26 protein-coding genes and 1 tRNA gene are annotated in these 27,000 nt (G+C 72.3%); 17 read left to right on the top strand and 10 right to left on the bottom strand.

Annotated features, from left to right (window positions below; translation table 11 throughout):
• Positions 1-53 precede the first annotated feature (53 nt).
• Positions 54-1,460, bottom strand: a complete 1,407-nt coding sequence (locus ABZZ74_RS20960) for a HAMP domain-containing sensor histidine kinase (RefSeq protein WP_356766989.1) — start codon at positions 1,458-1,460, stop codon at positions 54-56.
• Entirely contained in the window at positions 1,457-2,161 is a 705-nt protein-coding gene (locus ABZZ74_RS20965) for a response regulator transcription factor (RefSeq protein WP_133046408.1), read from the bottom strand. The genes ABZZ74_RS20960 and ABZZ74_RS20965 overlap by 4 nt, the downstream gene beginning before the upstream one ends.
• Before the next feature lie 98 nt (positions 2,162-2,259).
• Here ABZZ74_RS20965 and ABZZ74_RS20970 point away from each other — a divergent pair, with 98 nt between their 5' ends.
• On the top strand, positions 2,260-2,778 hold the full coding sequence (locus ABZZ74_RS20970; protein ID WP_356766991.1) for a hypothetical protein: 519 nt from the start codon (positions 2,260-2,262) through the stop codon (positions 2,776-2,778).
• Positions 2,779-2,803: 25 nt separating this feature from the next.
• On the opposite strand, the gene ABZZ74_RS20975 is transcribed toward ABZZ74_RS20970, so the two are convergent.
• Both ABZZ74_RS20975 and ABZZ74_RS20980 read right to left on the bottom strand, forming a co-directional pair.
• Positions 2,804-3,670, bottom strand: coding sequence for a fused MFS/spermidine synthase (locus tag ABZZ74_RS20975; protein WP_356766993.1), 867 nt, complete (start codon positions 3,668-3,670; stop codon positions 2,804-2,806).
• Positions 3,671-3,748: 78 nt separating this feature from the next.
• Positions 3,749-4,180 (bottom strand): hypothetical protein, encoded by a 432-nt coding sequence (locus ABZZ74_RS20980; RefSeq protein ID WP_356766995.1) that lies wholly within the window; start codon positions 4,178-4,180, stop codon positions 3,749-3,751.
• 272 nt (positions 4,181-4,452) lie between these two features.
• On the opposite strand from ABZZ74_RS20980, the gene ABZZ74_RS20985 reads away from it, so the two are divergent.
• Positions 4,453-5,898: a hypothetical protein gene (locus ABZZ74_RS20985; protein ID WP_356766997.1), complete on the top strand. Its 1,446-nt coding sequence runs from the start codon at positions 4,453-4,455 to the stop codon at positions 5,896-5,898.
• A 473-nt stretch (positions 5,899-6,371) separates the two neighbouring features.
• On the opposite strand, the gene ABZZ74_RS20990 is transcribed toward ABZZ74_RS20985, so the two are convergent.
• Entirely contained in the window at positions 6,372-6,968 is a 597-nt protein-coding gene (locus tag ABZZ74_RS20990) for a histidine phosphatase family protein (protein ID WP_356766999.1), read from the bottom strand.
• A 195-nt stretch (positions 6,969-7,163) separates the two neighbouring features.
• Between ABZZ74_RS20990 and ABZZ74_RS20995 the strand changes: the two genes are divergently transcribed.
• From ABZZ74_RS20995 to ABZZ74_RS21025, 7 genes are all read left to right on the top strand, one after another.
• Positions 7,164-8,111: a phosphatase PAP2 family protein gene (locus tag ABZZ74_RS20995; protein ID WP_356767001.1), complete on the top strand. Its 948-nt coding sequence runs from the start codon at positions 7,164-7,166 to the stop codon at positions 8,109-8,111.
• Complete coding sequence (locus ABZZ74_RS21000; protein WP_356767003.1) at positions 8,062-9,213, top strand: hypothetical protein; 1,152 nt, start codon at positions 8,062-8,064, stop codon at positions 9,211-9,213. Before ABZZ74_RS20995 ends, ABZZ74_RS21000 begins: the two co-directional genes overlap by 50 nt.
• Positions 9,204-10,805: a hypothetical protein gene (locus ABZZ74_RS21005; protein ID WP_356767005.1), complete on the top strand. Its 1,602-nt coding sequence runs from the start codon at positions 9,204-9,206 to the stop codon at positions 10,803-10,805. Before ABZZ74_RS21000 ends, ABZZ74_RS21005 begins: the two co-directional genes overlap by 10 nt.
• On the top strand, positions 10,802-12,136 hold the full coding sequence (locus ABZZ74_RS21010) for an AAA family ATPase (protein ID WP_356767007.1): 1,335 nt from the start codon (positions 10,802-10,804) through the stop codon (positions 12,134-12,136). The genes ABZZ74_RS21005 and ABZZ74_RS21010 overlap by 4 nt, the downstream gene beginning before the upstream one ends.
• A gap of 375 nt (positions 12,137-12,511) precedes the next feature.
• Complete coding sequence (locus ABZZ74_RS21015) at positions 12,512-12,877, top strand: hypothetical protein (protein ID WP_133046399.1); 366 nt, start codon at positions 12,512-12,514, stop codon at positions 12,875-12,877.
• Between the two features lie 130 nt (positions 12,878-13,007).
• Positions 13,008-13,595 carry a bifunctional DNA primase/polymerase gene (locus tag ABZZ74_RS21020; RefSeq protein WP_356767010.1) on the top strand — a complete coding sequence of 196 codons (588 nt, stop codon included), beginning with the start codon at positions 13,008-13,010 and terminating at the stop codon, positions 13,593-13,595.
• Positions 13,586-13,659: transfer RNA gene (locus tag ABZZ74_RS21025), tRNA-Lys, on the top strand. The genes ABZZ74_RS21020 and ABZZ74_RS21025 overlap by 10 nt, the downstream gene beginning before the upstream one ends.
• A 140-nt stretch (positions 13,660-13,799) precedes the next feature.
• On the opposite strand, the gene ABZZ74_RS21030 is transcribed toward ABZZ74_RS21025, so the two are convergent.
• Complete coding sequence (locus tag ABZZ74_RS21030) at positions 13,800-15,119, bottom strand: M6 family metalloprotease domain-containing protein (protein WP_356767012.1); 1,320 nt, start codon at positions 15,117-15,119, stop codon at positions 13,800-13,802.
• A gap of 283 nt (positions 15,120-15,402) precedes the next feature.
• Between ABZZ74_RS21030 and ABZZ74_RS21035 the strand changes: the two genes are divergently transcribed.
• A complete protein-coding gene (locus ABZZ74_RS21035) occupies positions 15,403-17,208 on the top strand; it encodes an EAL domain-containing protein (RefSeq protein WP_356767014.1) in 1,806 nt (601 codons plus the stop codon).
• Here ABZZ74_RS21035 and ABZZ74_RS21040 read toward each other — a convergent pair.
• The 3 genes from ABZZ74_RS21040 to ABZZ74_RS21050 all read right to left on the bottom strand — a co-directional run bounded on the left by ABZZ74_RS21040 (position 17,181) and on the right by ABZZ74_RS21050 (position 19,901).
• A complete protein-coding gene (locus tag ABZZ74_RS21040) occupies positions 17,181-18,275 on the bottom strand; it encodes an LLM class flavin-dependent oxidoreductase (RefSeq protein WP_356767016.1) in 1,095 nt (364 codons plus the stop codon). The genes ABZZ74_RS21035 and ABZZ74_RS21040 overlap by 28 nt on opposite strands.
• A gap of 100 nt (positions 18,276-18,375) precedes the next feature.
• Positions 18,376-19,107: a decarboxylase gene (locus ABZZ74_RS21045; protein WP_356767018.1), complete on the bottom strand. Its 732-nt coding sequence runs from the start codon at positions 19,105-19,107 to the stop codon at positions 18,376-18,378.
• Positions 19,104-19,901 (bottom strand): aspartate/glutamate racemase family protein, encoded by a 798-nt coding sequence (locus ABZZ74_RS21050; protein WP_356767051.1) that lies wholly within the window; start codon positions 19,899-19,901, stop codon positions 19,104-19,106. The genes ABZZ74_RS21045 and ABZZ74_RS21050 overlap by 4 nt, the downstream gene beginning before the upstream one ends.
• 142 nt (positions 19,902-20,043) lie before the next feature.
• On the opposite strand from ABZZ74_RS21050, the gene ABZZ74_RS21055 reads away from it, so the two are divergent.
• On the top strand, positions 20,044-20,991 hold the full coding sequence (locus ABZZ74_RS21055; protein ID WP_356767020.1) for a D-2-hydroxyacid dehydrogenase: 948 nt from the start codon (positions 20,044-20,046) through the stop codon (positions 20,989-20,991).
• A gap of 22 nt (positions 20,992-21,013) precedes the next feature.
• On the top strand, positions 21,014-22,411 hold the full coding sequence (locus tag ABZZ74_RS21060; RefSeq protein ID WP_356767022.1) for an amidase: 1,398 nt from the start codon (positions 21,014-21,016) through the stop codon (positions 22,409-22,411).
• Here the strand turns inward: ABZZ74_RS21060 and ABZZ74_RS21065 are convergent.
• Positions 22,392-22,886 carry a DUF3830 family protein gene (locus ABZZ74_RS21065; protein WP_356767024.1) on the bottom strand — a complete coding sequence of 165 codons (495 nt, stop codon included), beginning with the start codon at positions 22,884-22,886 and terminating at the stop codon, positions 22,392-22,394. The two genes, ABZZ74_RS21060 and ABZZ74_RS21065, sit on opposite strands and share 20 nt — an antisense overlap.
• Before the next feature lie 47 nt (positions 22,887-22,933).
• On the opposite strand from ABZZ74_RS21065, the gene ehuB reads away from it, so the two are divergent.
• From ehuB to ABZZ74_RS21090, 5 genes are all read left to right on the top strand, one after another.
• Entirely contained in the window at positions 22,934-23,869 is a 936-nt protein-coding gene (gene ehuB / locus ABZZ74_RS21070; RefSeq protein WP_356767026.1) for an ectoine/hydroxyectoine ABC transporter substrate-binding protein EhuB, read from the top strand.
• Positions 23,866-24,582 (top strand): ectoine/hydroxyectoine ABC transporter permease subunit EhuC, encoded by a 717-nt coding sequence (gene ehuC, locus ABZZ74_RS21075; protein WP_356767028.1) that lies wholly within the window; start codon positions 23,866-23,868, stop codon positions 24,580-24,582. The genes ehuB and ehuC overlap by 4 nt, the downstream gene beginning before the upstream one ends.
• The gene (gene ehuD / locus ABZZ74_RS21080; RefSeq protein WP_133046388.1) at positions 24,579-25,229 is read left to right on the top strand and encodes an ectoine/hydroxyectoine ABC transporter permease subunit EhuD; all 651 of its coding nucleotides are present in this window, start codon (positions 24,579-24,581) and stop codon (positions 25,227-25,229) included. The genes ehuC and ehuD overlap by 4 nt, the downstream gene beginning before the upstream one ends.
• A gap of 10 nt (positions 25,230-25,239) precedes the next feature.
• A complete protein-coding gene (gene ehuA / locus ABZZ74_RS21085) occupies positions 25,240-26,016 on the top strand; it encodes an ectoine/hydroxyectoine ABC transporter ATP-binding protein EhuA (RefSeq protein ID WP_356767030.1) in 777 nt (258 codons plus the stop codon).
• A 210-nt stretch (positions 26,017-26,226) separates the two neighbouring features.
• Positions 26,227-26,985, top strand: coding sequence for an IclR family transcriptional regulator C-terminal domain-containing protein (locus ABZZ74_RS21090; protein WP_356767032.1), 759 nt, complete (start codon positions 26,227-26,229; stop codon positions 26,983-26,985).
• The last annotated feature ends 15 nt before the right edge of the window (positions 26,986-27,000 follow it).

Genomic DNA, 27,000 nt, shown 5'->3' on the forward strand with positions numbered 1-27,000 from the left:
GGAAACGGGCAAAGCGCCTGATCCGGACGGGGGTTGAGGATCTTAGGGTGCGCTTAAGGAAGGGATCGGGGACCGTTAAAGGTAGAGACCAATTTCCGCTGCCGGCGCCGTCGCACCGACCGGTGCCCCCGTCCGCCCGGCGTCCGCTCGCGTCCGTCCAGCTGGATCCAGATCCGCACCTCGGTCCCGCCCAGCACGGACGACCCGATCCGCACATCGCCGCCGGTCGACTCCGCGAGCCGGCGCACGATGTCCAGCCCGAGCCCGGTCGAGCCGTCGCTGCCCGACCCCCGGCCGCGCGCCATCGCCGTCTCGGGGTCGGATATGCCCGGCCCCGCGTCGGAGACGAGCACGATCACCGCGTCCTCGCCGTTGTGCAGGTCGACGGCGAAGGCCGTGCCCTCGGCGGTGTGCCGGAAGACATTGCCGAGCAGGGCGTCCAGCGCCGCCGCGAGGTCCGCCCGGGCCACCGGTATCCGCACCGGCCGGTCGGCGCCGGCCACCCGCCATTTGCGGCCCTCGTCCTCGGCCAGCGCCGACCAGAACGCCATCCGCTCCCGCACCACCTCGGCCGCGTCGCACCCGGCGCCGGGCCCGGCGGCCGCGGTCTGCGGCTTGGCGTCCCGGGCGGTGCGGATGATGGTGTCGACCTCCCGCTCCAGCTGGGCGACCGCGGCCCGGGTCTGCTCGGCGGCCGGCCCGTCCCCGAGCGAGGCCGCGTTCAGCCGCAGCACGGTCAGCGGGGTACGCAGCCGGTGGGACAGATCGGCCGCCAACTCCCTTTCGTTCGCCAGTAGTTGTACGACCTGGTCGGCCATGGAGTTGAACGCGACCGCCGCCAGCCGCAGTTCGTTCGGCCCCTCCTCCGGCACCCTCGCCCCGAGCTTCCCCTCCCCCAGTTCGTGCGCGCCCTCGACCAGCCGCTGGGCGGGCTGCACCATCCGCACCCCCAGCCGGTCCGCGACCGCGACCGAGCCCACGATCAGCGCGACGCCGACGCCGGCGAGCACCGCCCAGGCCGTGCCGACGCCGTTGGTGACCTCGGACTCGGGGACGTACACCTCCACGACCGCGATGGCGCCGGAGCTCAGCGCGACCGGCTGGAGCAGCGTGGAGCCGCCCGGCACCTCGGTGGTGGAGGCACGACCCAGTCTGCGCACGGTCGCGATGTCCTCGGCGGCCGCGCGCCGCCTGCCGATGTCCACGGCCGTCTGACCGCCCACCGCCGGTATGTGCACGGCCATCCCGGAGTCGGAGCCGGCCGAGGCGACGACCCGCTCCAACTGGTCGCGCTCGGTGGTGATGGACAGCGCCGGGGCGACGGCGGCCGCCTGCCGCTCGGCGTTGGAGAACGCGCGGTCGCGGGCCATCTCCTTGATGACGAGCCCGAGCGGCACCGCGAAGGCGACCACGACCATGGCGGTGACCGCCAGACAGACCTTGACCAGTGCCCATCTCATCGCGGCGCCTCCCCACCCGGCGGCTCCAGCTTCACACCGACCCCGCGCAGGGTGTGCAGATAGCGCGGCCGCGCCGCCGTCTCGCCCAACTTCCGCCGCAGCCAGGAGAGATGGACGTCGATGGTCTGGTCGTCGCCGTACGACTGCTGCCACACCTCGGCGAGCAGTTCCTTGCGGGGGACGACGACCCCGGGGCGGCCGGCCAGGAAGGCGAGCAGGTCGAACTCGCGCCGGGTGAGGTCGAGCCGCGCACCGTCCAACTCGGCCTGGCGGCGCAGCGGGTCGACGGTGAGGCCGCCGACGCGGATGACGGTGGAGGGCGGCGCGTCGCCCGGGGCGGTGCGGGAGCGCCGTAGGACCGCGGACATCCGCGCCGACAGGTGCTCCACCGAGAACGGCTTGGTCAGGTAGTCGTCCGCGCCCGCGTTCAGCAGGCGGACGATCTCCGTCTCGTCGTCCCGCGCGGTGGCGATGATCACCGGCACGTCGGTGATCCCACGCAGCATCTTCAGGGCCTCGGACCCGTCCAGGTCGGGCAGGCCGAGATCGAGGATGACCACGTCGAAGCGGAAATGGGCGACCTCGCGCAGCGCCTCCAGCGCCGTCCCCACACTGCGCACGGTGTGCGCGGCATCGGTCAGGTGCCGGATCAGCGCCGAACGTACGAACTGGTCGTCCTCGACCACGAGCACACTTGCCATGCGCGGCACCGTACGCCATGCGGGCGAGCCGCACTCGGGCCTGTGGATAACTCCGAGCGTGTGCGGCCAGTGGGGCGGGTGAGGCAGTATGACCGGCGATGCGCAGAGGACTCGTACACGTACTGGCTTGGACGCTCGCCACGGGCGCGGCGGTCACGCTGTCGTGGTGGGGTGTCCACACGGTCATGGCGGGCACGGCGTACGACCCGCCCCGCGCCCTGCCGATCAGGGCGGCCGGCGCGACCACGCAGGAGGCGAAACCGCTGGCCACGTCGTCGCCCCGGCCGTCTCCTTCGCCGTCTTCACCCTCGAGGAGTCGGCAGAGCAGCCCGTCCGCGACGCCGACGCCGAGCGTCTCGAAGACGCCCGTCGCCAAGCCGTCCCCGACGACGTCCGGCACGGTGCGGAGTTACGACACCGACGGCGGGCGGGTGGTGTTCGACCTCGGTGCCACCTCGGCGACGCTCGTGATGGCGACCCCGGACACCGGCTGGTCGATGCAGACATGGAAGACGGACACCTGGATCCGGGTGGAGTTCACCTCGGGCACCGACAAGGTCTCGGTGATCTGCACCTGGCACGACGGGCCGCCGCACGTGGACGTCGGCAACTACTAGGGCCGCCACCGCGGCCCGCCCGGCGCTAGCGGAAGACCGACGGCGGCGGTGCGGGTGAGGCGGTCGCCGCGGCGTCCGTGACCGGGCTGGCGCCGCCCGTGAAGTCCCGCAGCGCCCGGCCGTGTTCGAGGCGGCCGGGGTGCGGGTCGGAGGCGGCCCGGCGGGTCAGTTCGGCGACCGGCAGCGGGGTGTCGGAGGCGACCAGGACGGCGTTGCCGAAGCGTTTGCCACGCAGCACGGCCGGGTCGGCGACCAGGGCGAGTTCGGTGAAGCGGGCGGCGGCGGTGGCGATCTGGCCGCGCAGATGGGCCAGCGGCGGTCCGTCGGCGAGGTTCGCGGCGTAGACACCGCCCGGCTTGAGGACCCGTCGGACCTCGTCGAGGAACTCCGTGGACGTCAGATGGGCGGGCGTGCGGGCGCCGCTGAAGACGTCGGCGATGACCAGGTCGGCCCAGCCGTCGAGGACCTTGGCCAGCCCCTCGCGGGCGTCCGTGGCGCGCACCCGGATGCGGGCGTTCGGATCCAACGGCAGCTCCCGGCGCACCAGTTGGACGAGGGCCGCGTCGCGCTCGACGACCTGCTGGGTGGAGCGGGGGCGGGTGGCGGCGACGTACCGGGCGAGGGTGAGGGCGCCCCCGCCGAGGTGCACGGCGTGCACGGGGCGGCCGGGCGGTGCGGCGAGGTCGATGACGTGGCCGAGGCGGCGCTGGTACTCGAAGGAGAGGTGGCCGGGGTCGTCCAGGTCGACGTGCGACTGCGGCGCCCCGTCGATCAACAGCGTCCAGGCACGCGCCCGCTCCCGGTCGGGTATCAACTCGGCGAGCCCACCGTCGACCGCCTCGACGACGGCTTCGGCACCACCACCCCGCCGGCCGTTCCTGGACCTACCCATGCCCCCATTATCGACGGCCGCACAACGCCCTGCCCGCTCGGGCCCAGGTCAACGGCGCGAAAGTCGGCCCTGCCCGCCTCACCGGCAGCTGTCCGCCGCCTCGATCGTGCGGGCCGCCTCGCCCAGGGCCGCGCGCAGGACCGTCGGGTCGGTCGCGAGGTCGCAGGCGCCGGGGGGCAGCAGCCAGTCGGAGCCCTCGACGGGCGGCTGGGGGTTCAGGGTGAGTCCGCGGCCGTCGGTCTCCGTGCAGGTGCTGCCCGGCACGTCCCAGGCGGCGGCCGTGCCGGGCGGGACCAGGAAGCCGAGGGTGGCGCCGCCGTTGTGCAGTACGGGGCCGACCGCCTCGCGGGCCCCCCGGCGCAGGATGTCCACGGCCTCCAGCCCCTGCCGGGCCGGCACGGTGACGAGGTCGCAGGCGCCCCCCGGCAGGGGCGGCGCGCTGTGCTCCGGAGTCGGTGCGTGCCCCGCCGTCGTCGGCGGCATCGTCGTCTGCATCCCGGCGTCCACCACGGAACCCCTCCTTGAACGAAGCGGGTCGGGAGACGGGCGGCTCCCGGTCCACCGTGCTCAACGCACGCGCGCGTCAACGGAAACGGCGGAAGTCCGCCGCAAAGGATGGCAGTTCATGGCAGATCCGGGATGAGATATCCGGTTTGTAGCCAAACCCTGCGTGGCGGGTCCGACACAGCAGGTACGTTCTTGCCCGCCGGAAACGGGGAGCCACTCGAACAACTCACCGCAATCCCGGCATGGTTCGACGGTTCGCACGAGAGGACCCGGCCATGGCGTCGTCAGAGCTGACCTCGTCCCAGCCCACCCGGCCACCCAGGCCGAACCTGGCCTTCCGCCGACTGCGCGGCAGGCGCTCACCGGCCGAGTTCGCCGCCGCGGTACGGCGGGCGGCCCGCGAGATCGGGGAGCGGGTCAGCTGTGACGCGCGCTATGTGGGCCGGGTCGAGGCGGGCGAGATCCGCTGCCCCAACTACGCGTACGAACGGGTGTTCCTGCACATGTTCCCCGGCCGCACGCTCACCGACCTCGGCTTCGCGCCCCGCTCGTCCGTCCGCGGACGCCGGGCGCACGCCGCCGAGGACGCGCCCCCCGTCCACCTGACGGGCGGGGGGCGCGGGTCCGGTGAGACCGAGGGGGCGTACGAGCCGTATGAGACACCGCACCCGCAGAACCACGAGATGTACGACGATGACGAGGAGAGCGACGTGCTGCGTCGCGCATTCATGACCGGGGGCGCCACCGTGGCCGCCGCCTCGCTGGGCCCCATCGGGCTCGCCTTCGACGCCGCGGCCGCGGGGCGCCCCGTGCGCCGCCCCGGGGCGAGCGACGCGTACGCGCTCGAGGAGGCCGTACGCAGAATCCGGCTGCTCGACGACCGGCACGGCGCGGACGGGCTCTACCGGCGCGCGTCGCAGCCGCTGCGCGCCGCTTACGCGCTCCTCGACGCCGGCGCGACCCGGCAGACGACCGCCGAGCGGCTGCACTCGGGCGCCGGTGAACTCGCCATCTCGGTGGGCTGGCTGGCACACGACTCCGGGCGGTTCGACGACGCCCGCTCGCACTACGCGGAGGCGCTCGCGACCGCCCGGATGACCGGCGACGACGCCCTGGAGGTGCACGCGTTCTGCAACACGGCGTTCCTCGCGCGGGACGCCGGCCGGCCGCGCGAGGCGGTGCGGGCGGCGCAGGCCGCGCAACGCGTGGGCCGTTCGCTGGGTTCGGCCCGGCTGATGTCGCTGCTGGCGCTGCGCGAGGCGGGCGGCTGGGCGGGGCTCGCCGACCGCACCGGCTGCGAGCAGTCCCTGGCGCGGGCGCAGGCCCTCTACCAGCGGGGCCCCTCGGAGGCCGACCCCGAGTGGATGAGCTTCTACGGGGAGGCCGAGCTGGAGGGGCTGGAGGCGCAGTGCTGGTCGACGCTGGGCGACTGGTCGCGCGCGTCCCGCCACGCCCGGCGCGCCGCGCAGCTGCAGGACCCGCACTTCACCCGGAACATCGCGCTCTACACGGCGGAACTCGCGGACGACCTGGCGCGGGGCGGCCGGCCGGACGAGGCCGCGGCGGCGGGGATGCGGGTGCTGGACCTGCTGGACCAGGTGCAGTCGTCCCGGATCCAGACGATGCTGGCGGGCACCGCGCGCGTGCTGCTGCCGCACCGGCGAGCGTCGGGCGTGTCGGCGTTCCTGGACCGGCACGCCTCGTCGCCACGCACAGTTTGAGCCAGCCGGAAACCGCCCGACAGTTTGAGCCAGCGGGCACCGCCCGAGTACCTGGGCACCGCCCGAGCACCTGGGGAGCCTCCGAACCACCCCTTCACCGCCTGAGCCACCCGGACACCGCCGGCCCCCCGGCACACCGACCCAACCACCTGCGCACCACCCGGTCACCGCCCGGCGCCGCGCACCCATCCGCGCGCTGCCTGAGCCGCCCGCGCATTGCCGGCATCACCCACGCCACCCATGCTCGCCCGTGCCACCCGGACCGCCCAGCCACCACGCAACCACCCGCGCCCCGCCCGAACAACCGGCCACCGCTCGCACCACCCGGGGTCACCCGGGCACCGCCTGGCCCACCCACGCCACCCGGGCGCCGCCCGGCAATCCACGCCGCCCGGTCACCGCCCGGCCTCCCGGCTACCACACAACCGCCCGCCCGCCCCAGCACCGCCCGAGCCGTCGGACCGGCGTCTGCGTTACCCGGCCAGGTGCCCCAGGTCGTTCCAGGTCTCGATGGCCGGTTCGCCGTAGGCCCAGCCCAGCACGGACAGCGAGGTCGGGTTCAGGCGGATGCGGGCCGCGAAGTCGATCGGCAGGCCCAGCCACCGCGCACCGATCGAGCGCAGGATGTGGCCGTGCGCGAACACCAGCACATCCCGGTCCGCCGAGCGCGCCCACTCCACCACCGCGTCGGCCCGGGCGGTCACGCGGTCAAGGGATTCGCCCTCCGGGACGCCGTCGCGCCAGATCAGCCAGCCCGGGCGGACGTCCTGGATCTCCTCCGGCGTCATCCCCTCGTATGCCCCGTAGTCCCACTCCAGCAGGGCGTCCCAGATCGCCGCCCGCTCCCCGAACCCGGCGAGTTCGCACGTCTCACGCGCGCGTGCCAGCGGGCTGGTGCGCACCTCGGCGTCGGGCAGGCCCTCGAAGGGCGCGCGGTGCAGACGTTCGCCGAGCAGCTTGGCGCCGCGCCGGCCCTCCTCCAGGAGGGGCACGTCGGTCCTGCCGGTGTGCTTGCCGGACAGCGACCACTCGGTCTGTCCGTGCCGGGCCAGCAGGATGCGCGGTGCCATGAGGAGGAGACCCTTCCGAGTTATTCGCAGGCGGAACCCCTCCATCATCGCGCACGCTGTCCTGGGGCAACCCGACGGTCGATCTCTGCGTCTTTGAGGGCCGAGGGCGCCCTACGGGGGCGTGCGCGTACGCCGTAAAGTGGCACGACCCGCGACCACGGGACGCCGCGCGAGAACGAAGGGGGAGGCGATCGGATGCCGAAGACCGAGACGACACCTGGCACCGAGGCTGCAGCCCCGCCCACCCGTCTGCGCTGGTGGACCGAACTGCCGCTGATCATGCTGGTGTACGCCTGCTACTCGGCCGGCCGGCTCCTCGCCCGCGGTGACACCTCCGGCGCCGTCGACCACGGCCTGGCGATCCTGCGCGTCGAGAAGTTCCTGCACATCAACGCCGAGCACCCGCTCAACCGGCTCTTCACCCGCGAGGCGTGGCTCGGCGTCCCGGCGGACTTCTGGTACGCCTCGCTGCACTACCTGGTCACCCCGGCCATCCTGATCTGGCTGTTCCGCTCGCGCTCGGGGCACTACCGAGCGGCCCGCACCTGGCTGATGACGTCCACCTTCATGGGCCTGGTCGGCTTCACCCTGCTGCCGACGTGTCCGCCCCGTCTCCTCTCGGCGGGCCACGGGTTCGTGGACACGATGGCCCAGTACAGCTCGTACGGCTGGTGGGGCGGTGCCGCGAGCGCCCCGAAGGGACTCGGCGGCATGACCAACCAGTACGCGGCCATGCCGAGTCTGCACGTGGGCTGGGCGCTGTGGTGCGGGGTCATGCTGTGGAAGTACGGCAGGACGCGTACGACACGGGTCCTCGCCGTCGCCTACCCGCTGCTGACGACGATCGTGGTCATGGGCACCGCGAACCACTACTTCCTGGACGCGGTCGCGGGCGCCTGTGTGATGGGCCTCGGACTGTTCCTGACGCCGTACGTGCTGCGCGGCGTGGACGCGCTGAAGGCGCGGCTGCCGTTCGCCGCAGGGCGCTCTCGCGTCGCAGGTTCCTCAATTGTCAGTGGTGGATGCCAGACTTCCGCGGGTGAGCGAATTCCACGGCAGCGCGAGTCGCGGTTCGGAAGTGGAGCCGAGCCTGGTGCCTCTCCCTCGGACGCGGGGGAAGGCGCTGCGGCAGCGGCTCGCTGAGCTGCGCGGTCCCGACGTCCCCGCCAAGGCACTGGACGCCCGTGCCCTGGCGGCCCTCGCCGCCAACCCGGGCTGCAGGCGGCGCGCCATCCTGGACGGCGCCGGGGTGAACAAGGCGACACTGGCGAGCTCGCTGGGCTCCCCGTCGGTGTTCGGGCAGTCCCAGTTCGCCTTCACCCGGGGCAACGCCTTCGAGGCGAAGGTCAAGGCGGACGGCGGCGCGGAGCTGTTGCGGCTGGCGCACGAGAAGCTGGACCGCACCGCCGAGCCGCCCACCGCGGCGCAGGTGCCCGACCTCACCGCGGCGGGCCCCGAGGGCCGCACGGCCCGCACGGCGCTCGCCCTGCGCGAGGCCTCCGCCGAACCGGGCGGCTGGACGCTCCTCGACCACCCCATGCTCGCCCTCGACGTCGCCGGCTCCCCCGCCTTCCTGGAGCCGGACGCGGTGGTCGTCCACCCCGACGGCAGCTGGACGGTCGTCGAGATCAAGTCCTTCCCGATGCTGGACGGCTCCGCGGACGCGGCCAAGGTCGGCGCGGCCGCCCGGCAGGCGGCGGTGTACGTCCTGGCCCTGGAGGAGGTCGCCGCCCGCCTCGATCCGGCTCCGGTGGTACGGCAGCGCGTCCTGCTCGTCTGCCCGAAGGACTTCTCCAACCTCCCCACCGCCTCCGCCGTCGACGTCCGCAAGCAGCGTGCGGTCACCGCCCGCCAGCTGGCCCGGCTCACCCGCGTCGAGGACATCGCCGACACGCTCCCCGCAGGCACGTGCTTCTCCCCCGACCTGCCCGCCGAGGAGCTCTCGGCGGCCGTCGAGTCGGTCCCAGCGACCTACGCGCCCGAGTGCCTGTCCGCCTGCGAACTGGCCTTCCACTGCCGCGCCCGCTCCCGCGAGGCGGGCGCGGTCACCGCCCTCGGCCGCTCGGTCCGCGCCGAACTCGGCGGCCTGACGACCGTCGAGGAGGTCTGGGCGGCGGCCCAGGGCACAGCCGGCGACCCGACGGACCCTGCCGTGGCAGCGCTGCGAAGGGCCGCCCACCTGCGCGCGGAGGCGCTGGAAAGCATGGCGCCGCGGGCGCGGACTGGAGAGTCACCATGTCCCTGATCTCCACGCTCGGCCGGCTGGAGGCCGTCCGTACCGGGCGGGCGCAGCCCGCCGCCACCGTCCGGCACCGGCATCTGGCCGAACGGCCGCTCGTCTTCGTGCCGTTGACCACCGCCGGTGAGGCCGGTGCCCCGCTGGGCGCGCTCGTCGGCACCGAGCGGGACGCGCCCCGGCTGCTCGTCGTGCCGCAGCCCCGCGACCGGGACCTGCGGTTCGCGTTCCTGGCCGAGCTGGCGGACGTCGTGCTGCCGTACATCGACGCCCACGCGGAGGAGGTGGAGGCGGCCGAGCGGACCGAGACCGACCCGGAGACCGGCAAGCGGGTCAAGGTCGAGGTCGAACTGTGCGCCGACGCCCCGCAGTTGATCGTCCCGAGCCGCGCCGGCATCGACTTCGTACGGCTGCTCGGCCGCTCCATGCGCTTTCGCCGTACGGCGGAGCAGGACCCGGAGACCCCGTACCCGGCGCCCCCGCGCGTGCCGCTGCTCGGCCGCTGGCTGACCCACTTCGGGGAGCGCGCCCGCGTCCCCGGCTCGTCCCTGCTGCTGGCCATGACCGACGTGCTGTCCCGGCACTGGGCGACCGGCCAGTCCACCCTGGAGGACCAGCACCTGGGCGCCCTGCTCGCGTGGATCGCCCCGCCCGAGGGCATGTCCGGAGCCGAGGCCGCGTTGCGGGCCGAGCTCGCCCGCGGCCCCCGTGACCAACTCCTGTGCCCGCCCGCGGGCCCGGCCACCGACCCCGCGTTCGACAACAAGCTCCTCGCCCCGGCCATCGAGCGCTACGACCGCGCGCGGACCGCCCTCGCCGCCGCCGAGGACGGTCTGGAGGCCGACGACCGGCTCGGTGAACTCACCGCCGCGGAGCGGGAGATCCGTGACCTGATCGCGGGCGTCACCCGGCCCACCTGGGACCGGGTGTGGGACGGCCTCGACCTGCTGCGTGCCCTCCCCGAGGGAGCGCATGTCGAGGAGCGGTGGACCCGCGACCGCTGGTCGTTCACCGCCCACCGCGACCGCGTCACGGCCGGCGAGCCTCCGCAGCCGCGACGCGACGACGCGGTCACCGCCGCGAACAAGCTCGCCTCGCGCGAGCGGGAGCAGGCCCGGCTGGAGGCGCAGGAGGCCCTCGACGATCCGCTGGTGATGGCGGGGCGACGGCTGTCCGGGGAGGCGTTCGCGGGCGAGGTCACGGAGGTCGTGATGGCGTACAGCGAGAGCAAGCGGCCGAGCCCGCGCCCGCTGGTCACGATCCGCACCGACGACCGGCCGCACCTCGGCGAGCGGGCCAAGGCGTACCGCTCGCTGGACGGCAAGCCGCAGTCGGCCGAGTTCGTCGGCGCCGAGGAGTCCGAGGACGGCGGCACGCTCGTCGTGCTGCGCGTGCTCGACAAGATGGGCCGCGGCAAGGAGCCGGAGCCCGGCTCGGTTCCGGAGAAGGGCGACCGGGTCTGCTTCACCCTCTTCGAGCACGAGCAGCGCGGCGGCCCCAAGCTGCCCGACCCGGAGCAGACGCCGTGGACGCACGGCGGACCGCCCGGTGAGGCCGTGGCCGAGGCGGCCGATCCCCTGACCGCGGAGGACCTCCTGTGACCACCGTTCTCGACCCCGGGGCGGCGGCCGCCGAGGCCACCGACGCGATCCTCCACGACACCCTGCACGGCGGTCACCGGGGCGTGGTCGTGGACTCCCCGCCGGGCGCCGGCAAGTCCACCCTTGTCGTCCGCGCGGCGCTCGAACTGGCCGACGCCGGGCGCCCGTTGATGATCGTCGCGCAGACGAACGCGCAGGTCGACGACCTCGTCGTCCGGCTCGCCGAGAAGAGCCCGCAGCTTCCGGTCGGCCGGTTGCACAGCAGTGACGCCGACCCGTACGACAAGGCGCTGGACGAGCTGCCGCAGGTGCGCAAGTCGGCGAAGGCGGCCGAGCTGGCGGGGCTCCCGGTGGTGATCTCCACGGCCGCGAAGTGGGCGCATGTGAAGGCCGACGAGCCGTGGCGGCACGCGATCGTCGATGAGGCGTACCAGATGCGGTCGGACTCGCTGCTCGCGGTGGCGGGGCTGTTCGAACGGGCGCTGTTCGTGGGCGATCCTGGCCAGCTGGATCCCTTCTCGATCGTGGGCAGCGAGCAGTGGGCGGGGCTGTCGTACGACCCCTCGGCCTCCGCCGTGACCACTCTCCTGGCCCACAACCCCGAACTTCCCCAGCACCGCCTGCCGGTCTCCTGGCGGCTCCCGGCCTCCGCGGCCCCGCTGGTCTCGGACGCCTTCTACCCGTACACGCCCTTCCGCAGTGGCACGGACCACGACGACCGCCGTCTCTCCTTCGCCGTTCCCTCGGACGGCTCCGGCCCCGACCGGGTGATCGACGCGGCCGCCGAGTCGGGCTGGGGCCTGCTGGAGCTGCCCGCGCGGCACACCCCGCGCACGGACCCGGAGGCGGTGCGGGCGGTGGCGACGGTGGTACGACGGCTGCTGGACCGGGAGGGCGCGGCGACGTCGGAACGCTCACCTGTCCCCGCCCCTCTCACCGCCGGCCGTATCGCCGTCGGCACGGCCCACCGCGACCAGGCGGCGGCCGTCCGGGCGGCCCTGGCGGAGCTGGGCGTCGCGGACGTCACCGTGGACACGGCGAACCGACTGCAGGGCATGGAGTTCGACGTCACGGTGATCCTGCACCCGCTCTCCGGCCGCCCCGACGCCACCGCCTTCCACCTGGAGACGGGCCGCCTGTGCGTCCTGGCCTCCCGCCACCGCCACGCCTGCATCGTGGTCTGCCGAGCCGGCGTCGGCGACCTGCTGGACGACTACCCGTCCACGGAGCCGGTCCAGCTGGGAACGCTGGTGAAGTTCCCGGACGGCTGGGAGGCGAACCACGCGGTGCTGGCACGACTGGCGGAACACCGCGTGAACTGGCAGCCCTGACCACCCCTCCGGCTGCACCAGGACAAGCGATCAGCGCAGCACCCCCACCCGCCGGACGGAGTCCGGCCCGCCGCCGGAGGCGGCCAACGAAAACAGTCCCGGACGGCTGGGAGGCGAACCACGCGGTGCTGGCACGACTGGCGGAACACCGCGTGAACTGGCAGCCCTGACCACCCGTCCGGCTGCACCAGGACAAGCGATCAGCGCAGCACCCCGACCCGGCGGGGGCGGCCAACGGCGCGGCTCGGGAACATCGGGTGGTCCGGTGGCCTTGATACCGGCCGGGGGATTCGGTGCCCTCTTGCATGGGCGCGGGACAATGGACGGTGGCCCGTGCACAGGAGGGTCTTCCGCGACGTACGAGGAGGAGAAGACATGGCGGAGCAGACGCCGCGTCGGAACGAACCGCGGCTGCGCCCCGCGCCCCTGCTCTTCGAGCCCGCCGAGGCGGCCGCCGATCCGGAGCACTTCTTCGACCTGGAGTCCATCGACGACCCCCGCGCCCTGCTGGCCCGCTCGACGGAGCTGGCGCAGGCGTTCCGCGCGGCGGCCGACCGGGCCGTGGAGTTCCAGGCGATGGCGGCAGCGCAGCTCGCCGACCCGCGCCGCTTCGACCGGCTGACGCCGGCGGACATCGCGGAGCGGGCCGAGTGGACCGAGGACTACGCCAAGAAGATGGTCGAGTTCGGCCGGGACCTGATGCGCGGGGTCGAGGGCGCCGGGTCCGCCGACCCCGTCTGAGCAGTCTGAATACGGATCGCTTCGGATTGGCATATGCCAGGCGGGCAAGATACCCGCATCCGCCCGCCGCTGTCCCGGATTCCGGCAACCCTCGGAAACCACGCGTTCACAGCCGGTAGACATGTGCTCCATGAGCAGTGAACGCATCGACCCGTTCTCCGACGGCCTCGACGCCTGCGGGGTCACCCCGGACGGAGCCGCCTGGCTCGCCTCCGCCGGAACGTATCCGCGCAGCACGCTCGCCCTCTGGGAGGAGCGCCCCCACGCCCCGGTGGTCCTCGCCTGCGGCTCCGTCTTCGACGTCGTCAACGCGCCCGCGGTCTTCGGGCGCCGGATGGTCGACCGGCTGTGGGACGAGGGGCCGGGCTCCGGCCCGGTCGCGACCTTCCGGGGCCGCATGCTGCTGTTCGCCGCGCCGGGCACGGCCCAGCGGCTGCCGTCGCTGCTGGGCTGGGAGGAGTTCGGCCGTACGGGCGCGATCCCGCCGCTGCTGTGTCACGGCCCCGGCGACGCGGTGACCGTACCGGCCCCGCTGGGCACCGCCGCCTCCTCGACCTCCCGCTGGCTGGTCGCCCCCGACACCCGCCGCCCCTGGCTGCCGGGCCCCGAAATCGTGCTCTGGGCTGCGGTAAGGGCGGCGCGAGCCGCCGTCCGCATATCGATTTTTCCTCCCACCGATCAGGATGCTAAGGTCTACGACGTCAGCAGGCGCCGCTAGCTCAGTTGGTTAGAGCAGCTGACTCTTAATCAGCGGGTCCGGGGTTCGAGTCCCTGGCGGCGCACGATGTCGATGGCGAGGCATGTTCGCAGAAAGCGCGAACGGCCTCGCCATCGTCGTGTCTGCGCGGCTTCGCCGCGCGTTGTGGGGGCTCCGCCACCCACACCCCCCGGCAGCGTCGGCCCAGCGGCAGTCCGCCGAGAGCTACCCGTCCGTGATCTTCACCGTCCACTCCCCCGCGACCGTCCGCCCCTCCGCCTGGACGCGGACCTTGGTACCCGGGATCGTGAAGCCCTCGCCGAGGGCGACCGGGGCGTCGGCCAGGGGTGGGTAGACGGAGTTCTCCCAGCAGGCCTCGGTGTGGGGGTGGGCGTCGATCACCTGGATGGGGCCGTCGCCGGAGGGGGCGCCGCTGCGGACGCGGTAGACGAGGATGCCGGAGCGGCAGGTCGTCGTGTCGTTGCCGGCCGGCTCGCGCGCCTCGAAGGCGAGCACGCTGTCGGGACCGGTCCGCAGGACCGCGAGCTTGGTGCCCCGCCCGAGCCCGAAGGCGGGCGGCCCGGCGGCTCCCGTGACCGGCGGTCCCGGCGCCGCGTCCAGCGGCTCCAGCGTCAGCAGGGTGGTGCCGGACTCCCGTACGCACACCACCTGACGCGGCTCCAGCCACCCCAGCTTCCACTTGTGCCAGCCGAACAGGTCCGGGGACAGTCCGAACTGGCTGCCCATCAGGTCCCAGTCGCCGACGTACGTGTCCCAGTCGCCCTTGCCGTCGACCGGCCGGTGGTAGAGGTCCGGCAGGTCGAAGACGTGGCCGGTCTCGTGGGCGAGGACCAGCCGGTCCGGCGGATGCTTCTCGAAGACCGTGACGACACGGCGGATGTCCCGGCCGTCCGCCCGCAGCGGGACGTCCAGGTTGACGACCTTCGTGGCGTCCGAGTCCACGCCGGGCGCGTCCGGGTCGGCGACGAAGTAGACGACGTCGAAGCGGGAGAAGTCGACGCGCGGGTCGGCGACGGCGAGCGCGTCGCGCAGATAGGCGGCGCGGCGATCGGGGTTCCAGTCGCGCTGTATGGCGTACGAGGTCGCCGGGTGCGGCATGCGGATCCAGCGCTTCAGGGGGTGCGGGCGCAGGGTGAACCTGCCGTAGGAGGCGCGCTCGTAGAAACGGGTGGTGGCCGGGAAGTGGTCGGCGGTCAGCTGGGCCGGCGTGGTGCGCGGGGCCGAGCCGGGGAAGGACAGGAAGACCATCACCGCGTTCAGCGTGCGGGTCGGGCGCGGATAGGCGGCGTTCCAGGTGTCGAGGCCCTCGGAGTGGTGGGCCTCGGTGCGCTGCAGGGCGCACGGCACCGACGAGAAGGGCTCGGCGACCGACGGCCCGGTGATCAGGGAGGTCGCGGCGAGCGCGGACAGGGTGGTGCACACGGCGGCGGTGCTGCGCAGTCGGGGGCCCCGGAAACCCTTGGAGGGAGCCAAGAAGGGGAACTGACGCGGCACAGGGACCTCCGGGAGCGGTACACGGGACACCGCACCCAGCCTGTGCATATTTGTCGTACTACGCCCTGTTTGCCTGCCCCAGATGAGTGAGCCGGCCGACGGATCCTCAGATCCGACACCCCCGAATCGCTCACGGAACGTCACAAGTGGTCTCAGCACCCATGAACCCGTCCAGCTGCGGGCAGAAACGATCTGTCAGAAGTGCCGCTGGATCCGGGACACTGGACAGTGGCTGGAAGGCCCTTGGGTCTGCCTCTATGATCGGCACACTTTCCTGCACGGACAGAGATCGAGTGCACTGCGGGAGCTAGCGGTGAGCGGAACGTCCGAAGGGCCGGCGCCTGCGGCAGACCTCGACCGGGGCGCCGTAACAGAGAGTGACAGCATCTATCGGTCCGTCTTCAGGACCGCCTCCGTCGCCATGGCGGTCGTCGACCGCGAGGGCCTGGTGGTCACCGCCAACGACGGGTTCGGCGCGCTGCTCGGCAGCCCGCCGGACGCGCTGACCGGCAAGGCCGCCGCCGATCTGGTGGACCTGGCCTCCGACGCCCGTACCTGGCACGCCTATCGCGAGGTGCTGCGCGGCCGCGAGGCCCGGCTGCGCTGCACCCGGCGCATGAAGCACCCCGACGGCCAGTCCGTCTGGGTCCAGGTCACGGTCGCCCCGCTGCCGGCCGGCGAGGACGGTGTCCTGCTGTCCGTGACCGACATCAGCGCGCAGCGTGAACTCCAGGGCAGGCTGCGGCACTTGCAGATGCACGACCCGGTGACCCGGCTGCCCAACCGCACCCTGTTCTTCGAGCGGCTGACGGCCGCGCTGGAGGCGGGGTCGTACGAGGAGAGCGGCACCGGGCGGATCGGCCTGTGCTATCTGGACCTGGACGGCTTCAAGGCCATCAACGACACCCTCGGCCACCGCATCGGCGACCGGCTGCTGGCCGCCGTCGCCGAACGGCTGACGCGGTGCGCCGACGAGGCCGGGTACGCCAGAGCGAGCGCACCGCTGGTGGCCAGACTCGGCGGCGACGAATTCGCCCTGCTGGTCGAGGACTCGACGGGTACCGAGCAGCTCGCCGACCTCGCCGAGTCCGTCCTGAAGGCGGTCCAGGCGCCCTTCGACCTCGCCGGTCAGCGGCTGTCGGTGTCGGCCTCGATCGGGGTCGTGGAGCGGCACGCGGCCGGCACCACCCCGACCGCCCTGATGCAGGCGGCCGACACCACCCTCTACTGGGCCAAGGCCGACGGCAAGGCCCGCTGGACGCTGTTCGACCCGGAGCGCAACGCCCACCGCATGACCCGTCAGGCCCTCGCCTCCCATCTCCGCCCCGCCATCGAGCGCGGTGAGTTCGTGCTGGAGTACCAGCCGCTGGTGGGCATGGAGGACGGGCGGGTCAACGGCGTGGAGGCGCTGGTCCGTTGGAACCACCCGCAGTTCGGTGTCCTGACGCCGAATCGGTTCATCGGACTGGCCGAGGAGGACGGCTCGATCGTGCCGCTCGGCCTGTGGGTGCTGCGCACGGCCTGCCGCCAGGCCCGGCGCTGGCAGCTCGACCACCCCGAGGACCCGCCGCTGTTCGTCAGCGTCAACGTGGCCGTCCGCCAGGTCTGGGACTCCGACCTGGTTGCGGACGTCGCCCAGACCCTCGCGGAGACGGACCTCGCACCGGGGCTGCTGCAGCTGGAGCTGACCGAGTCGGCCGTGATGGGCTCCGCGGGCCGTCCGCTGCAGGCCCTGCAGGCGCTCAGCGCCATGGGCGTCCGCATCGCCATCGACGACTTCGGCACCGGCTACTCCAACCTGGCCTATCTCAGCCGTCTGCCGGTGTCCGTGCTGAAGCTGGACGGCTCCTTCGTCCGCGGCTTCCAGTACGAGGGCGACAAGGAAGGTGCGGTCGCGCCCAACCCGGCCGACGAGGTCGTCGTCGAGGCGATGATCCAACTCGCCCACCGGCTGGGCCTGACGGTGACCGCGGAGTGCGTGGAGACCTCGGCCCAGGCGACCCGGCTGCGCCGCATCGGCTGCGACACCGGCCAGGGCTGGCTGTACTCACGGCCGGTGTCGCCCGAGCGGATCGGCGAGTTGATGGGGACTCAGGCCGAGGCGGTCGGCAACCCGTAGGCGTCCGCGATGAGTTCGTAGGAGCGCAGCCGCACCTCGCCGCGGTGGGCGTGCGAGGTGAGCATCAACTCGTCGGCTCCGGTGCGCTTGTGGAGGGCGTCCAGACCGGCGACGACCTCGTCGGCCGTGCCGTGCTCGATGTTGGACGTCCAGGAGGTGACGAACTCCTCCTCGTACGGGCTGAACTCGTGCTTCTCCGCCTCGTCCGGGTCGGGGAACAGGCCCGGCCGGCCGGTGCGCAGACGGATCATGTTCAGGGCCATCGCGCGGGTCTGGCGGCGGGCCTCCCCCGGGTCGTCCGTGGCGAGGACGGAGACGCCGATGAGGGCGTAGGGCTCGTCCAGGACGTCGGAGGGGCGGAAGGACTCCCGGTACAGCTCCAGGGCCGGGACGGTGTTCTGGGCGGAGAAGTGGTGCGCGAAGGCGAAGGGCAGGCCGAGGACGCCGGCCAGGCGGGCGCTGAAGCCGGAGGAGCCCAGCAGCCAGATCGGCGGCCGGTGCGGGGACTGGACACCGCCGGGGGAGGTGGCCTGCACGGGACCGGGCACGGCGTGGATGCGGCGGTAGGGGTGGCCGTCCGGGAAGTCGTCGTCCAGGAAGCGGGTCAGTTCGGCGAGCTGCTCGGGGAAGTCGTCGGCGCCCTCGTTGAGCCGCTCGGTGCGGCGCAGGGCGGCGGCCGTGGCGCCGTCGGTGCCGGGGGCGCGGCCGAGGCCCAGGTCGACGCGGCCCGGCGCCAGCGCCTCCAGGGTGCCGAACTGCTCGGCGATCACCAGGGGCGCGTGGTTGGGCAGCATCACGCCGCCGGAGCCGAGGCGGATGCGGTCGGTGTGGGCGGCGAGGTGGGCGAGGATCACCGCCGGGGAGGAGGAGGCCACACCCGGCATGGAGTGGTGCTCGGCGACCCAGTAGCGGTGGAAACCGCGGGACTCGGCGTACCGGGACAGCTCGACGCTGGTGCGCAGCGCGTCGGTGGCGGTACTGCCCGCGCCGACGGTGACCAGGTCCAGTACGGAGAGGGGGACGGGGGCGGTGCCCTGTACGGTGCCCCGGATCTCGTCTGCCGTCACGGTGGGTGCCTCCTGTTGGTGCGACGCGGTATGCCCGCACGGCCAACAGGAGGCGGTCTCCGGTTTATTCCCGGCGACCCCGACGATCAGCGAGGGTCGCTCACACCTGCACGAGCGGCTCCCTGGTGAACAGCGACCCCATCATCGGCGCGTTCACCCGGCGGTCCGCCAGGCGCAGGCCCTCCCAGACGGTGACCTGGTTGGCGGTGAGGACCGGCTTGCCCAGCTCCTTCTCCAGGGCCGGGATGTGGGCCGCCGTGTGCAGGGCCGTGTCCGGCAGGAGCAGGGCCTCGGCGTCCGGGGCGTCGGCCTCGCGGGCCAGCAGATGGATCTCCGCCTCGCCCCAGGTGGCGACCTCGGCGGCGGTGACGATGCCGGCGCCCCGGACGGAGGTGACCTCGACGCCCCCGGCGCGCAGGAAGTCCGCGAAGAGTTCCGCGATGTCCTCGGGGTAGGTCGCGCCGACCGCCACCTTGTGCACGCCCAGCTCGCGCAGCGCGTGCACGAAGGCGAAGGACGTGGAGGAGGCCGGCATCCCGGCCGTGACGGCGAGGGTGCGCACCTGCTCGTGGGCGCCCTCCCAGCCGTATACGAAGCTGCCGCTGGTGCACGCCCAGACGACCGACTCGGCGCCCACCATGCGCAGTTCGTCGACGCCCGCCGCCAGCCGCTCGGCCGAGCCCATCTCCCGCAGGGCGTCCACCCGGTGGGCGTCCGTACCGATGTCGGTGTGGACGACGTCGAGGCGGATGTCGCTGCCGAGCAGCTGCTCGATGCGCGGGTAGTCGTCCTCGGCGGAGTGCCCCGGGTAGAGGAATCCGAGTGCGGTCATGACCTGCCTTCCTGCTGCTGTTCACCGTCCGGGAGTTCCGGCACCACGGGACCGGAGCGCGCCGCCGGATCGATCAGCGCCTGATACGGTCCCACCGCCCGGGTACCCATTCGGGCCAGCGCGGCCCACATGGTCACCTGGTTGGCCGAGATGACCGGAATGCGCAGTTCGGCCTCCAGTTGCGGGATGACGTCGTAGGTCGGCAGGTTGGTGCAGCTGATGAACAGCACGTCGGCGGCGCGCCGGGCCGCCCGGTGCGCCATGGCGACCACGTCCCGGTACGGCACCTTCCAGATGTGCCGGGTCAGGCCCATGTACGCGCACCCGGTGACCTCGGCCCCCGCCTCGGCGAGGTACTCCTCCAGCGCGCGGGTGACGGACCCGGTGTACGGCGTGACCAGCGCGACCCGTCGCGCGCCGAGCGCCGCCAGGGCCTGAAGGAGCGCGCCCGAGGTGGTGACCGATGGGACCGCGCCGGCCCGGGTCATCGCCGCGCACATCGCCCGCTCCCCGGCCATCCCGCCGACGAAGCTGCCGGAGGTGCAGGCGTAGGCGACGACCTCGGGGGTGATCGCGGTGAGGGTGCGCACCGCGTCGTCCAGCGTCTGGTGTTCGCTGACCAGCCGGGCCAGGTCGAGGCTGACCTCGACCGGGACGTACGGGGTGCGGGTGAGGTGCAGCGACACCTCGTCGGGGACCCAGCGCCACAGCTCGCGGTCCAGGGCGAAGTCGAACGGGGCGACGACTCCGACACCGCGCTGCGGCCGGGGACCACCCAGGAAGGACACGTCCATGACGGGCACCGCCCTCACTGTGAGAAAGGGGTGAGCAACGGACCGTGCGTACGCCCGTGTTGACGAAGGTAGGTTCGGGTGCGAGCGTGGTCAAACCTCGCATGTCAGACGGCCGCCCCGCTCCGGAATCGAGTCCTCGCGCATGACCGTCCCCACCGTCCTCGTCCTGGACGCCGATCCTCTCCCCCGCCTCGGGCGCCTCACGGGTCGCGCCCGTGTCGAGCACGCCGACTCCTCGACGCTGGCCGAGCGGCTGCCGCACGCGGACGTGCTGCTGGTCTGGGACTTCGCGTCCCGGGCGGTGCGGGCCGCGTGGCCGGGCGAGGGGCCGCGGCCGCGCTGGGTGCACACGGCGAGCGCGGGCGTGGATCATCTGATGTGTCCGGAACTCGCCGCCTCGGACACCGTGGTCACCAACGCGCGGGGCGTCTTCGACCAGCCGATCGCCGAGTACGTCGCCGCCCTCGTCCTGGCCATGGCCAAGGACCTGCCGAGGACGCTGGAGCTGCAGCGGGAGCGGACCTGGCGGCACCGGGAGAGCCAGCGGGTGGCGGGCACCCGCGCGTGCGTGGTCGGGTCCGGGCCGATCGGCCGGACGATCGCCCGCACGCTCAGGGCGCTCGACATCACCACCGCGCTGGTCGGGCGCACCCCGCACACCGGCATCCACGGCCCCGAGGACCTGGACCGGCTGATCGCCCGCGCCGACTGGGTGATCGCGGCCGCCCCGCTGACCGAGCAGACGCGGGGCATGTTCGACGCCCGCCGCTTCGACGTGATGCAGCCCTCGGCCCGCTTCATCAACATCGGGCGCGGCGGCCTGGTCGTCGAGGAGGCCCTGGCGGACGCCCTCGCCAAGCGCTGGATCGCGGGCGCCGCCCTGGACGTCTTCGAGCACGAACCCCTCACCCCCGACAGCCCCTTGTGGCGGGCCCCGGGCCTGATCGTGTCCCCGCACATGAGCGGCGACACGGTCGGCTGGCGCGACGAACTCGGCGCGCAGTTCGTCGAGTTGTACGAGCGCTGGGAGACCGGTCGGCCCCTGCTGAACGTGGTCGACAAGCAACGGGGGTATGTACCCGGACGCTGAACCGCCGAGCGATGGAGGGCAGATGACGGACCTCGACCTCACCGAGCTGACCGCCGCACGACTCGTCGAGGGGTACCTCAAGGGCGAGTTCAGTCCGGAGGAGGCCACGCGGGCCGCGCTGGAGCGGGCCGAGCGGATCCAGCCGGAGGTCAACGCCTTCGTACGGCTGCTGGGGGACGAGGCGCTCACCCAGGCGCGGGAGTCGACGGAGCGATGGCGGCGGGGCGAGCCGAAGGGGCTGGTGGACGGGGTCCCGACGACCGTCAAGGACATCATCCTGCTGAAGGGCGCACCCACCCTCAAGGGGTCCAAGACCATTTTGGAGCAGGGGAGTTGGGACGAGGACGCTCCGTCCGTCGCCCGGCTGCGGGAGCACGGAGCCGTGTTCATCGGCAAGACCACCACCCCCGAGTTCGGCTGGAAGGGCGTCACGGACTCACCGCTGTCCGGGGTGACCCGCAACCCGCACGACCCGTCCCGCACGGCCGGCGGCTCCAGCGGCGGCGCGGCGGCGGCCGTGGCCCTCGGCGCCGGGCCCCTCGCGCTCGGCACGGACGGCGGGGGCAGTGTCCGTATCCCGGCCGCGTTCTGCGGGATCTTCGCGCTGAAGCCGACGTACGGCCGTGTCCCGCTGTATCCGGCGAGCGCCTTCGGCACGCTGGCGCACGTGGGGCCGATGACCCGGGACGTGGCGGACGCGGCGCTGCTGCTCGACGTGATCGGCGTGCCGGACAGCCGTGACTGGTCGGCACTGGGACCGGCGCCCGGGTCGTTCACGGCGGGGCTTGCGGGCGGGGTGCGGGGGCTGCGGGTGGCGTACTCGCCGTCCCTGGGCGGGCAGGTGGCCGTACAGCCCGCCGTGGCCGCCGCGGTGCGCCGGGCGGTGGAGCGGCTGGCGGAACTCGGCGCGTACGTCACCGAGGCCGACCCCGACTTCGCCGACCCGGTGGACGCCTTCCACACCCTGTGGTTCTCCGGCGCGGCCCGGGTCACCCAGCAGCTCTCGCCACGGCAGCGGGAGTCGCTCGACCCGGGGCTGAAAGAGATCCGCGCGGCCGGCGCGCGCTTCTCCGCGCTCGACTACCTCGCCGCGGTGGACGTCCGCATGGAACTCGGCCGCCGTATGGGCCGCTTCCACGACTCCTACGACCTGCTGGTCACCCCGACGCTCCCGATCACCGCCTTCGAGGCGGGCGTCGAGGTGCCGAAGGGCTCGGGGCACCGGCGCTGGACGGGCTGGACGCCGTTCACCTACCCCTTCAACATGACCCAGCAGTCGGCGGCGACCGTCCCCGTCGGCACGGACGGGGACGGCCTCCCGGTCGGGCTTCAGCTGGTGGCGGCCCGGCACCGGGACGACCTGGTGCTGCGGGCCGCCCACGCGCTGCAGGAGAGCGGGGTCAGGCCCGGCGGAAGCTGAGCGTCTCCCCTGCCGCCCCCGACCGCCACAGGTCGTTGCAGCCCTCCGCCATCGCCTCCAGGCCCTGAACGACCTGGCCCCAGACGATGCCGGGGACCCAGCCGACGTCGGCGTTGATCAGCAGGTTGTTGCGTTCGTAGAAGAGGGCGAGATCGACGACCGTGGTGCCCGCGCGGACCTCGCGGTCGTAGCCGTAGGCCTTCGTGCCGAGTTCCGTCCCGGCGAAGGAGAAATAGCATAGATCTCCCGGAATGGGGGTTACTGTCGGATTTTCCAGGGGTGGTTCGGATGTCGCGAACGGAGGGAACAGGGCGTAGATCTCGTTGCGCGCGTATTTCGCGTGATAAACGTCACCCGTCAGGGGCAGGGCGTCCCACACCGCCGCGCAGGTGAGAGGTGCACGGTCGTCCAGCAGTTTTGCCGTGCAGGTGATTCCGCGTTTGACCAGCGAGACTTCTATGAAACGGTCGGCCATGTCATCCATGGTGCATACATCGCATGCCTTCGGGTAGCCGCGCCGCCATGGCTCCACCTTTCGGGTACGAGAACGATCACAAAAACGACAGAGGAACCCCCGGGACCACGCGCCGGTCGCTGCTCGCGGGGGTGGCGGCGCTCGGCGCGCTGGGGGCCGCCGGCTGCAGCCGCGTGGCCACCGCGTCCACCGTCGAGGGCGGTGACCTGCTCGAACGGCTCCGCGCCGCCGGTGTGGTGCGGCTGGGAATCGCGGGTGAGATCCCCTTCGGATACATCGACAAGAACGGCGAGCTGACCGGTGAGGCACCGGAGCTGGCCAAAGTCATATTCAAGCGGCTGGGCATCGACAAGGTGCAGCCCGTGCCCACCGAGTTCGGCTCGCTGATTCCCGGTCTGAATTCCCAGCAGTTCGATGTCGTGGCGGCCGGGATGTACGTCAATCCCGAACGCTGCCAGCAGGTGATCTTCGCGGATCCCGACTATCAGATGCTCGATTCCTTCATCGTCCGCAAGGGAAATCCAAAAGGTCTTCACAACTACAAGGACGTCGTCGCGAAGAAGGCCAGGTTCGCCACCGGCACCGGTTATGCGGAGATCCAGTACGCCGTCGACGCCGGTTACAAGCAGAGCGACATCCTGATCGTCCCGGACCAGGTCGCGGGCCTGAACGCCGTCGAGGCCGGACGTGTCGACGTCTTCGCCGGTACGGCGCTCACCACCCGCGAGGTGGTGAAGAAGTCGAGCAAGGCCGAGGCCACCAAGGCCTTCGCGCCGCTCGTGGACGGCAAGCCGCACGTCGACGGCGGCGCCTTCGCGTTCCGGCCGACCGAGACCCGGCTGCGGGACGCCTTCAACGTGGAGCTGCGCAAGCTGAAGAAGAGCGGCGAACTCTTCCGCATCCTCAGGCCCTTCGGCTTCACCCGGGACGAGATGACCGACCTGACCGCCAAGGAGCTGTGCGGGGGAGGCAAGAGCGGATGACCACCGGACTGTGGGAACTCGTACTCAAGGGCATCTGGACCACCGTCCAGCTGCTGGTCCTCAGCAGCCTGCTGGCGGCAGCCGTCTCCTTCGTCGTCGGCGTCGCGCGCACCCACCGGCTGTGGATCGTCCGCTTCCTCGCGGGCTTCTACACCGAGGTGTTCCGCGGCACCTCGGCCCTCGTCATGATCTTCTGGGTCTTCTTCGTGCTGCCCCCGGCCTTCGGCTGGCAGCTGGTGCCGATGTGGGCGGGCACGCTCGCGCTCGGGCTGACCTACGGCGCCTACGGCTCGGAGATCGTGCGCGGCGCGCTCGGCGCGGTCGACCCGGCGCAGAAGGAGGGCGGGATCGCGCTCAGCTTCACGCCCTGGCAGCGGATGCGGCTGATCCTGCTGCCGCAGGCGGTGCCGGAGATGATCCCGCCGTTCTCCAACCTGCTGATCGAACTGCTCAAGGGCACCGCGCTGGTGTCGGTCATGGGCATGGGCGATCTGACGTTCAGCGCCAACCTGGTGCGGCTCGCGCTGCAGCAGAGCGCGGAGATCTACACGTACGTCCTGCTCATCTACTTCGTGATCGCGTTCCTGCTCACCCGGGTCATGCGGGGCCTGGAGAAGAAGCTGAAGGCGGGGGTCGGCAAGGCGCCCGAGCGCAAGGTGACGGCTGCTGAGCCCGTGGGCGCGGGCGTCGGTGTCGGAGGGGGTGCGTCATGAAGTGGGACTGGAACGCCGTGAGCGAGTTCATGCCGCACTTCTGGGACGGTGTGCTCGTCACCCTGCAGGCCCTCGCGCTGGGTTCGCTGATCGCGTTCGCGCTGGGCCTGGTGTGGGCGCTGCTGATGCGGACGCCGAGCCGCTGGGTGCGCTGGCCGGTCGGGGTGGTCACCGAGTTCGTGCGCAACACCCCGCTGCTGGTGCAGCTGTTCTTCCTCTTCTACGTGATGCCCGAGTGGGGCCTGACGATGTCCGCACTGACCACCGGCGTCCTCGGCATCGGCCTGCACTACTCGACGTACACCATGCAGGTCTACCGCGCCGGTATCGAGGCCGTGCCGGCCGGCCAGTGGGAGGCCGCGACGGCGCTGAACCTGCCGCGGCTGCGGACCTGGCAGATCGTGATCCTGCCGCAGGCGATCCGCCGGGTGGTGCCGGCCCTCGGCAACTACGTCATCGCAATGCTCAAGGACACGCCGATGCTGATGGCGATCACCGTGCTGGAGATGCTCGGCCAGGCACGGCTCTTCTCCCAGCAGCACTTCCAGTTCACCGAGCCCCTCACGGTGATCGGCGTGGCCTTCATCGTCATTTCCTATCTGGCCTCCCTTCTTCTGCGAGCTCTGGAGCGACGCCTTGTCCACTGACGCCCCTCTGATGAAAGACCCCGACGCCCACGCCAACCCGCCGGTGGACGGCAGCGAGCTGATCCGGCTCGAGCAGGTCACCAAGCGGTTCGGCGACAACACGGTCCTGGACCGGCTGGACTTCTCCGTCGACTCCGGCAAGCACGTCACCCTGATCGGCCCGTCCGGCTCCGGCAAGACGACGATCCTGCGGCTGCTGATGACGCTGACCAAGCCCGACGAGGGCACCATCACCGTCGACGGTCAGCAGCTCTTCCCGGCGCCCGAGAAGCAGGTCCGCGAGGTCCGCAAGAAGATCGGGATGGTGTTCCAGCAGTTCAACCTGTTCCCGAACATGACCGTGCTGCGCAATGTCACCGAGGCGCCGGTGACCGTGCTCGGCATGTCCAAGGACGAGGCGGAGCAGCGCGCCCTGGACCTGCTGGACCTGGTGGGCCTCGCCGACAAGGCCGGCGCCCGCCCCACCCAGCTCTCCGGCGGCCAGCAGCAGCGGGTGGCGATCGCCCGGGCGCTGGCGATGCGGCCGCGGGTGCTGCTGCTGGACGAGGTGACCTCGGCGCTCGACCCGGAGCTGGTGGCCGGCGTCCTGGACGTGCTGCGGGACATCGCCCGCACCACCGACATCACCATGCTCTGCGTGACCCACGAGATGAACTTCGCCCGGGACATCTCCGACCAGGTGCTGATGTTCGACTCCGGCCGGGTCATCGAGTCGGGGCCGCCGGAGAAGATCTTCAGCGAGCCGGAACAGGACCGGACGCGGGAATTTCTGAGCGCGGTGCTCTGACGTCGGAAGTTGAACACGGTTCAATCTTCGAGGTCCGGGGCGCGGGTCATGTCGCTGGCATATGCCAGAGTGCCTGCGCCCCTGCTGAGCGCCGTGCACGGGCCCCGTAATCTCGTCAACAACCGCTCACAACACGCCTCTTGGCCGTTATCGTGGTAATGATTCGCTGACCGGATTACGGCCCAGTAGTGAACGAGCGCAGGGGGAACCGTGGCGCTGAAGCACGAGCCGACCGCGCCGTACCACTCGGCCCAGGACGCCCTGCGCGTCCTGGAGACCGTGGCGCGGCACACCACCGGAATCACCGACGAACGACTCGCCCGGCACACCGACCTCGCCCCGGAGCGGCTGACCACCCTCCTGAGGATGCTGCGCCGCGAGGGCTACGTCGAGCAGATCGCCGACGGCGCCTACATCACCGGCGACGCCCTGACCCGTCTGAGCTCCGCCGAGGGCCATGAGCAGGCGCTGCGCGACAAGCTCCAGCGCACCTTGGACCGGCTGCGCGACTCGGTGGGCGCGGCGGTGTACCTCAGCCGCTACGTCGACGGCGAGGTGCGGGTCTCCCAGTATGCGGACGGGCCCACGACCCCCGTCGTCAACGAGTGGGTCGACTTCCGCTCCTGCGCCCACGCCACCGCGATCGGCAAGAGCCTGCTCGGCCAGCTCGACGTCAACGGCCGCCGCGACCATCTGTCCCGGCACAGGATGGCGCGGCTGACCTCGCGCACCATCACCAGCGACAAGCTCCTGCTGCACCGCCTGGAGTCCCAGCCGCCGAGCGTGCCCCACCTGGACCTCCAGGAGTACGCGATCGGCACGGTCTGTGCCGCCGTACCGATCACCGCCGGCTCCACGGTCGGCTGTCTCGCCCTGTCGCTGCCCGTCCAGGACGCCCACCGCCTCCGCCGGGCCGCGGACGCCCTGAACCGGAACGCGGCACCGGTACTGCTCTCCCTGGCCATCTGAGGGTGGTCGGAAGCA

Origin of the sequence: Streptomyces sp. NPDC006476 (assembly GCF_040612015.1) — a bacterium.
GTDB classification, from domain to species: Bacteria; Actinomycetota; Actinomycetes; order Streptomycetales; family Streptomycetaceae; genus Streptomyces; species Streptomyces griseorubiginosus_B.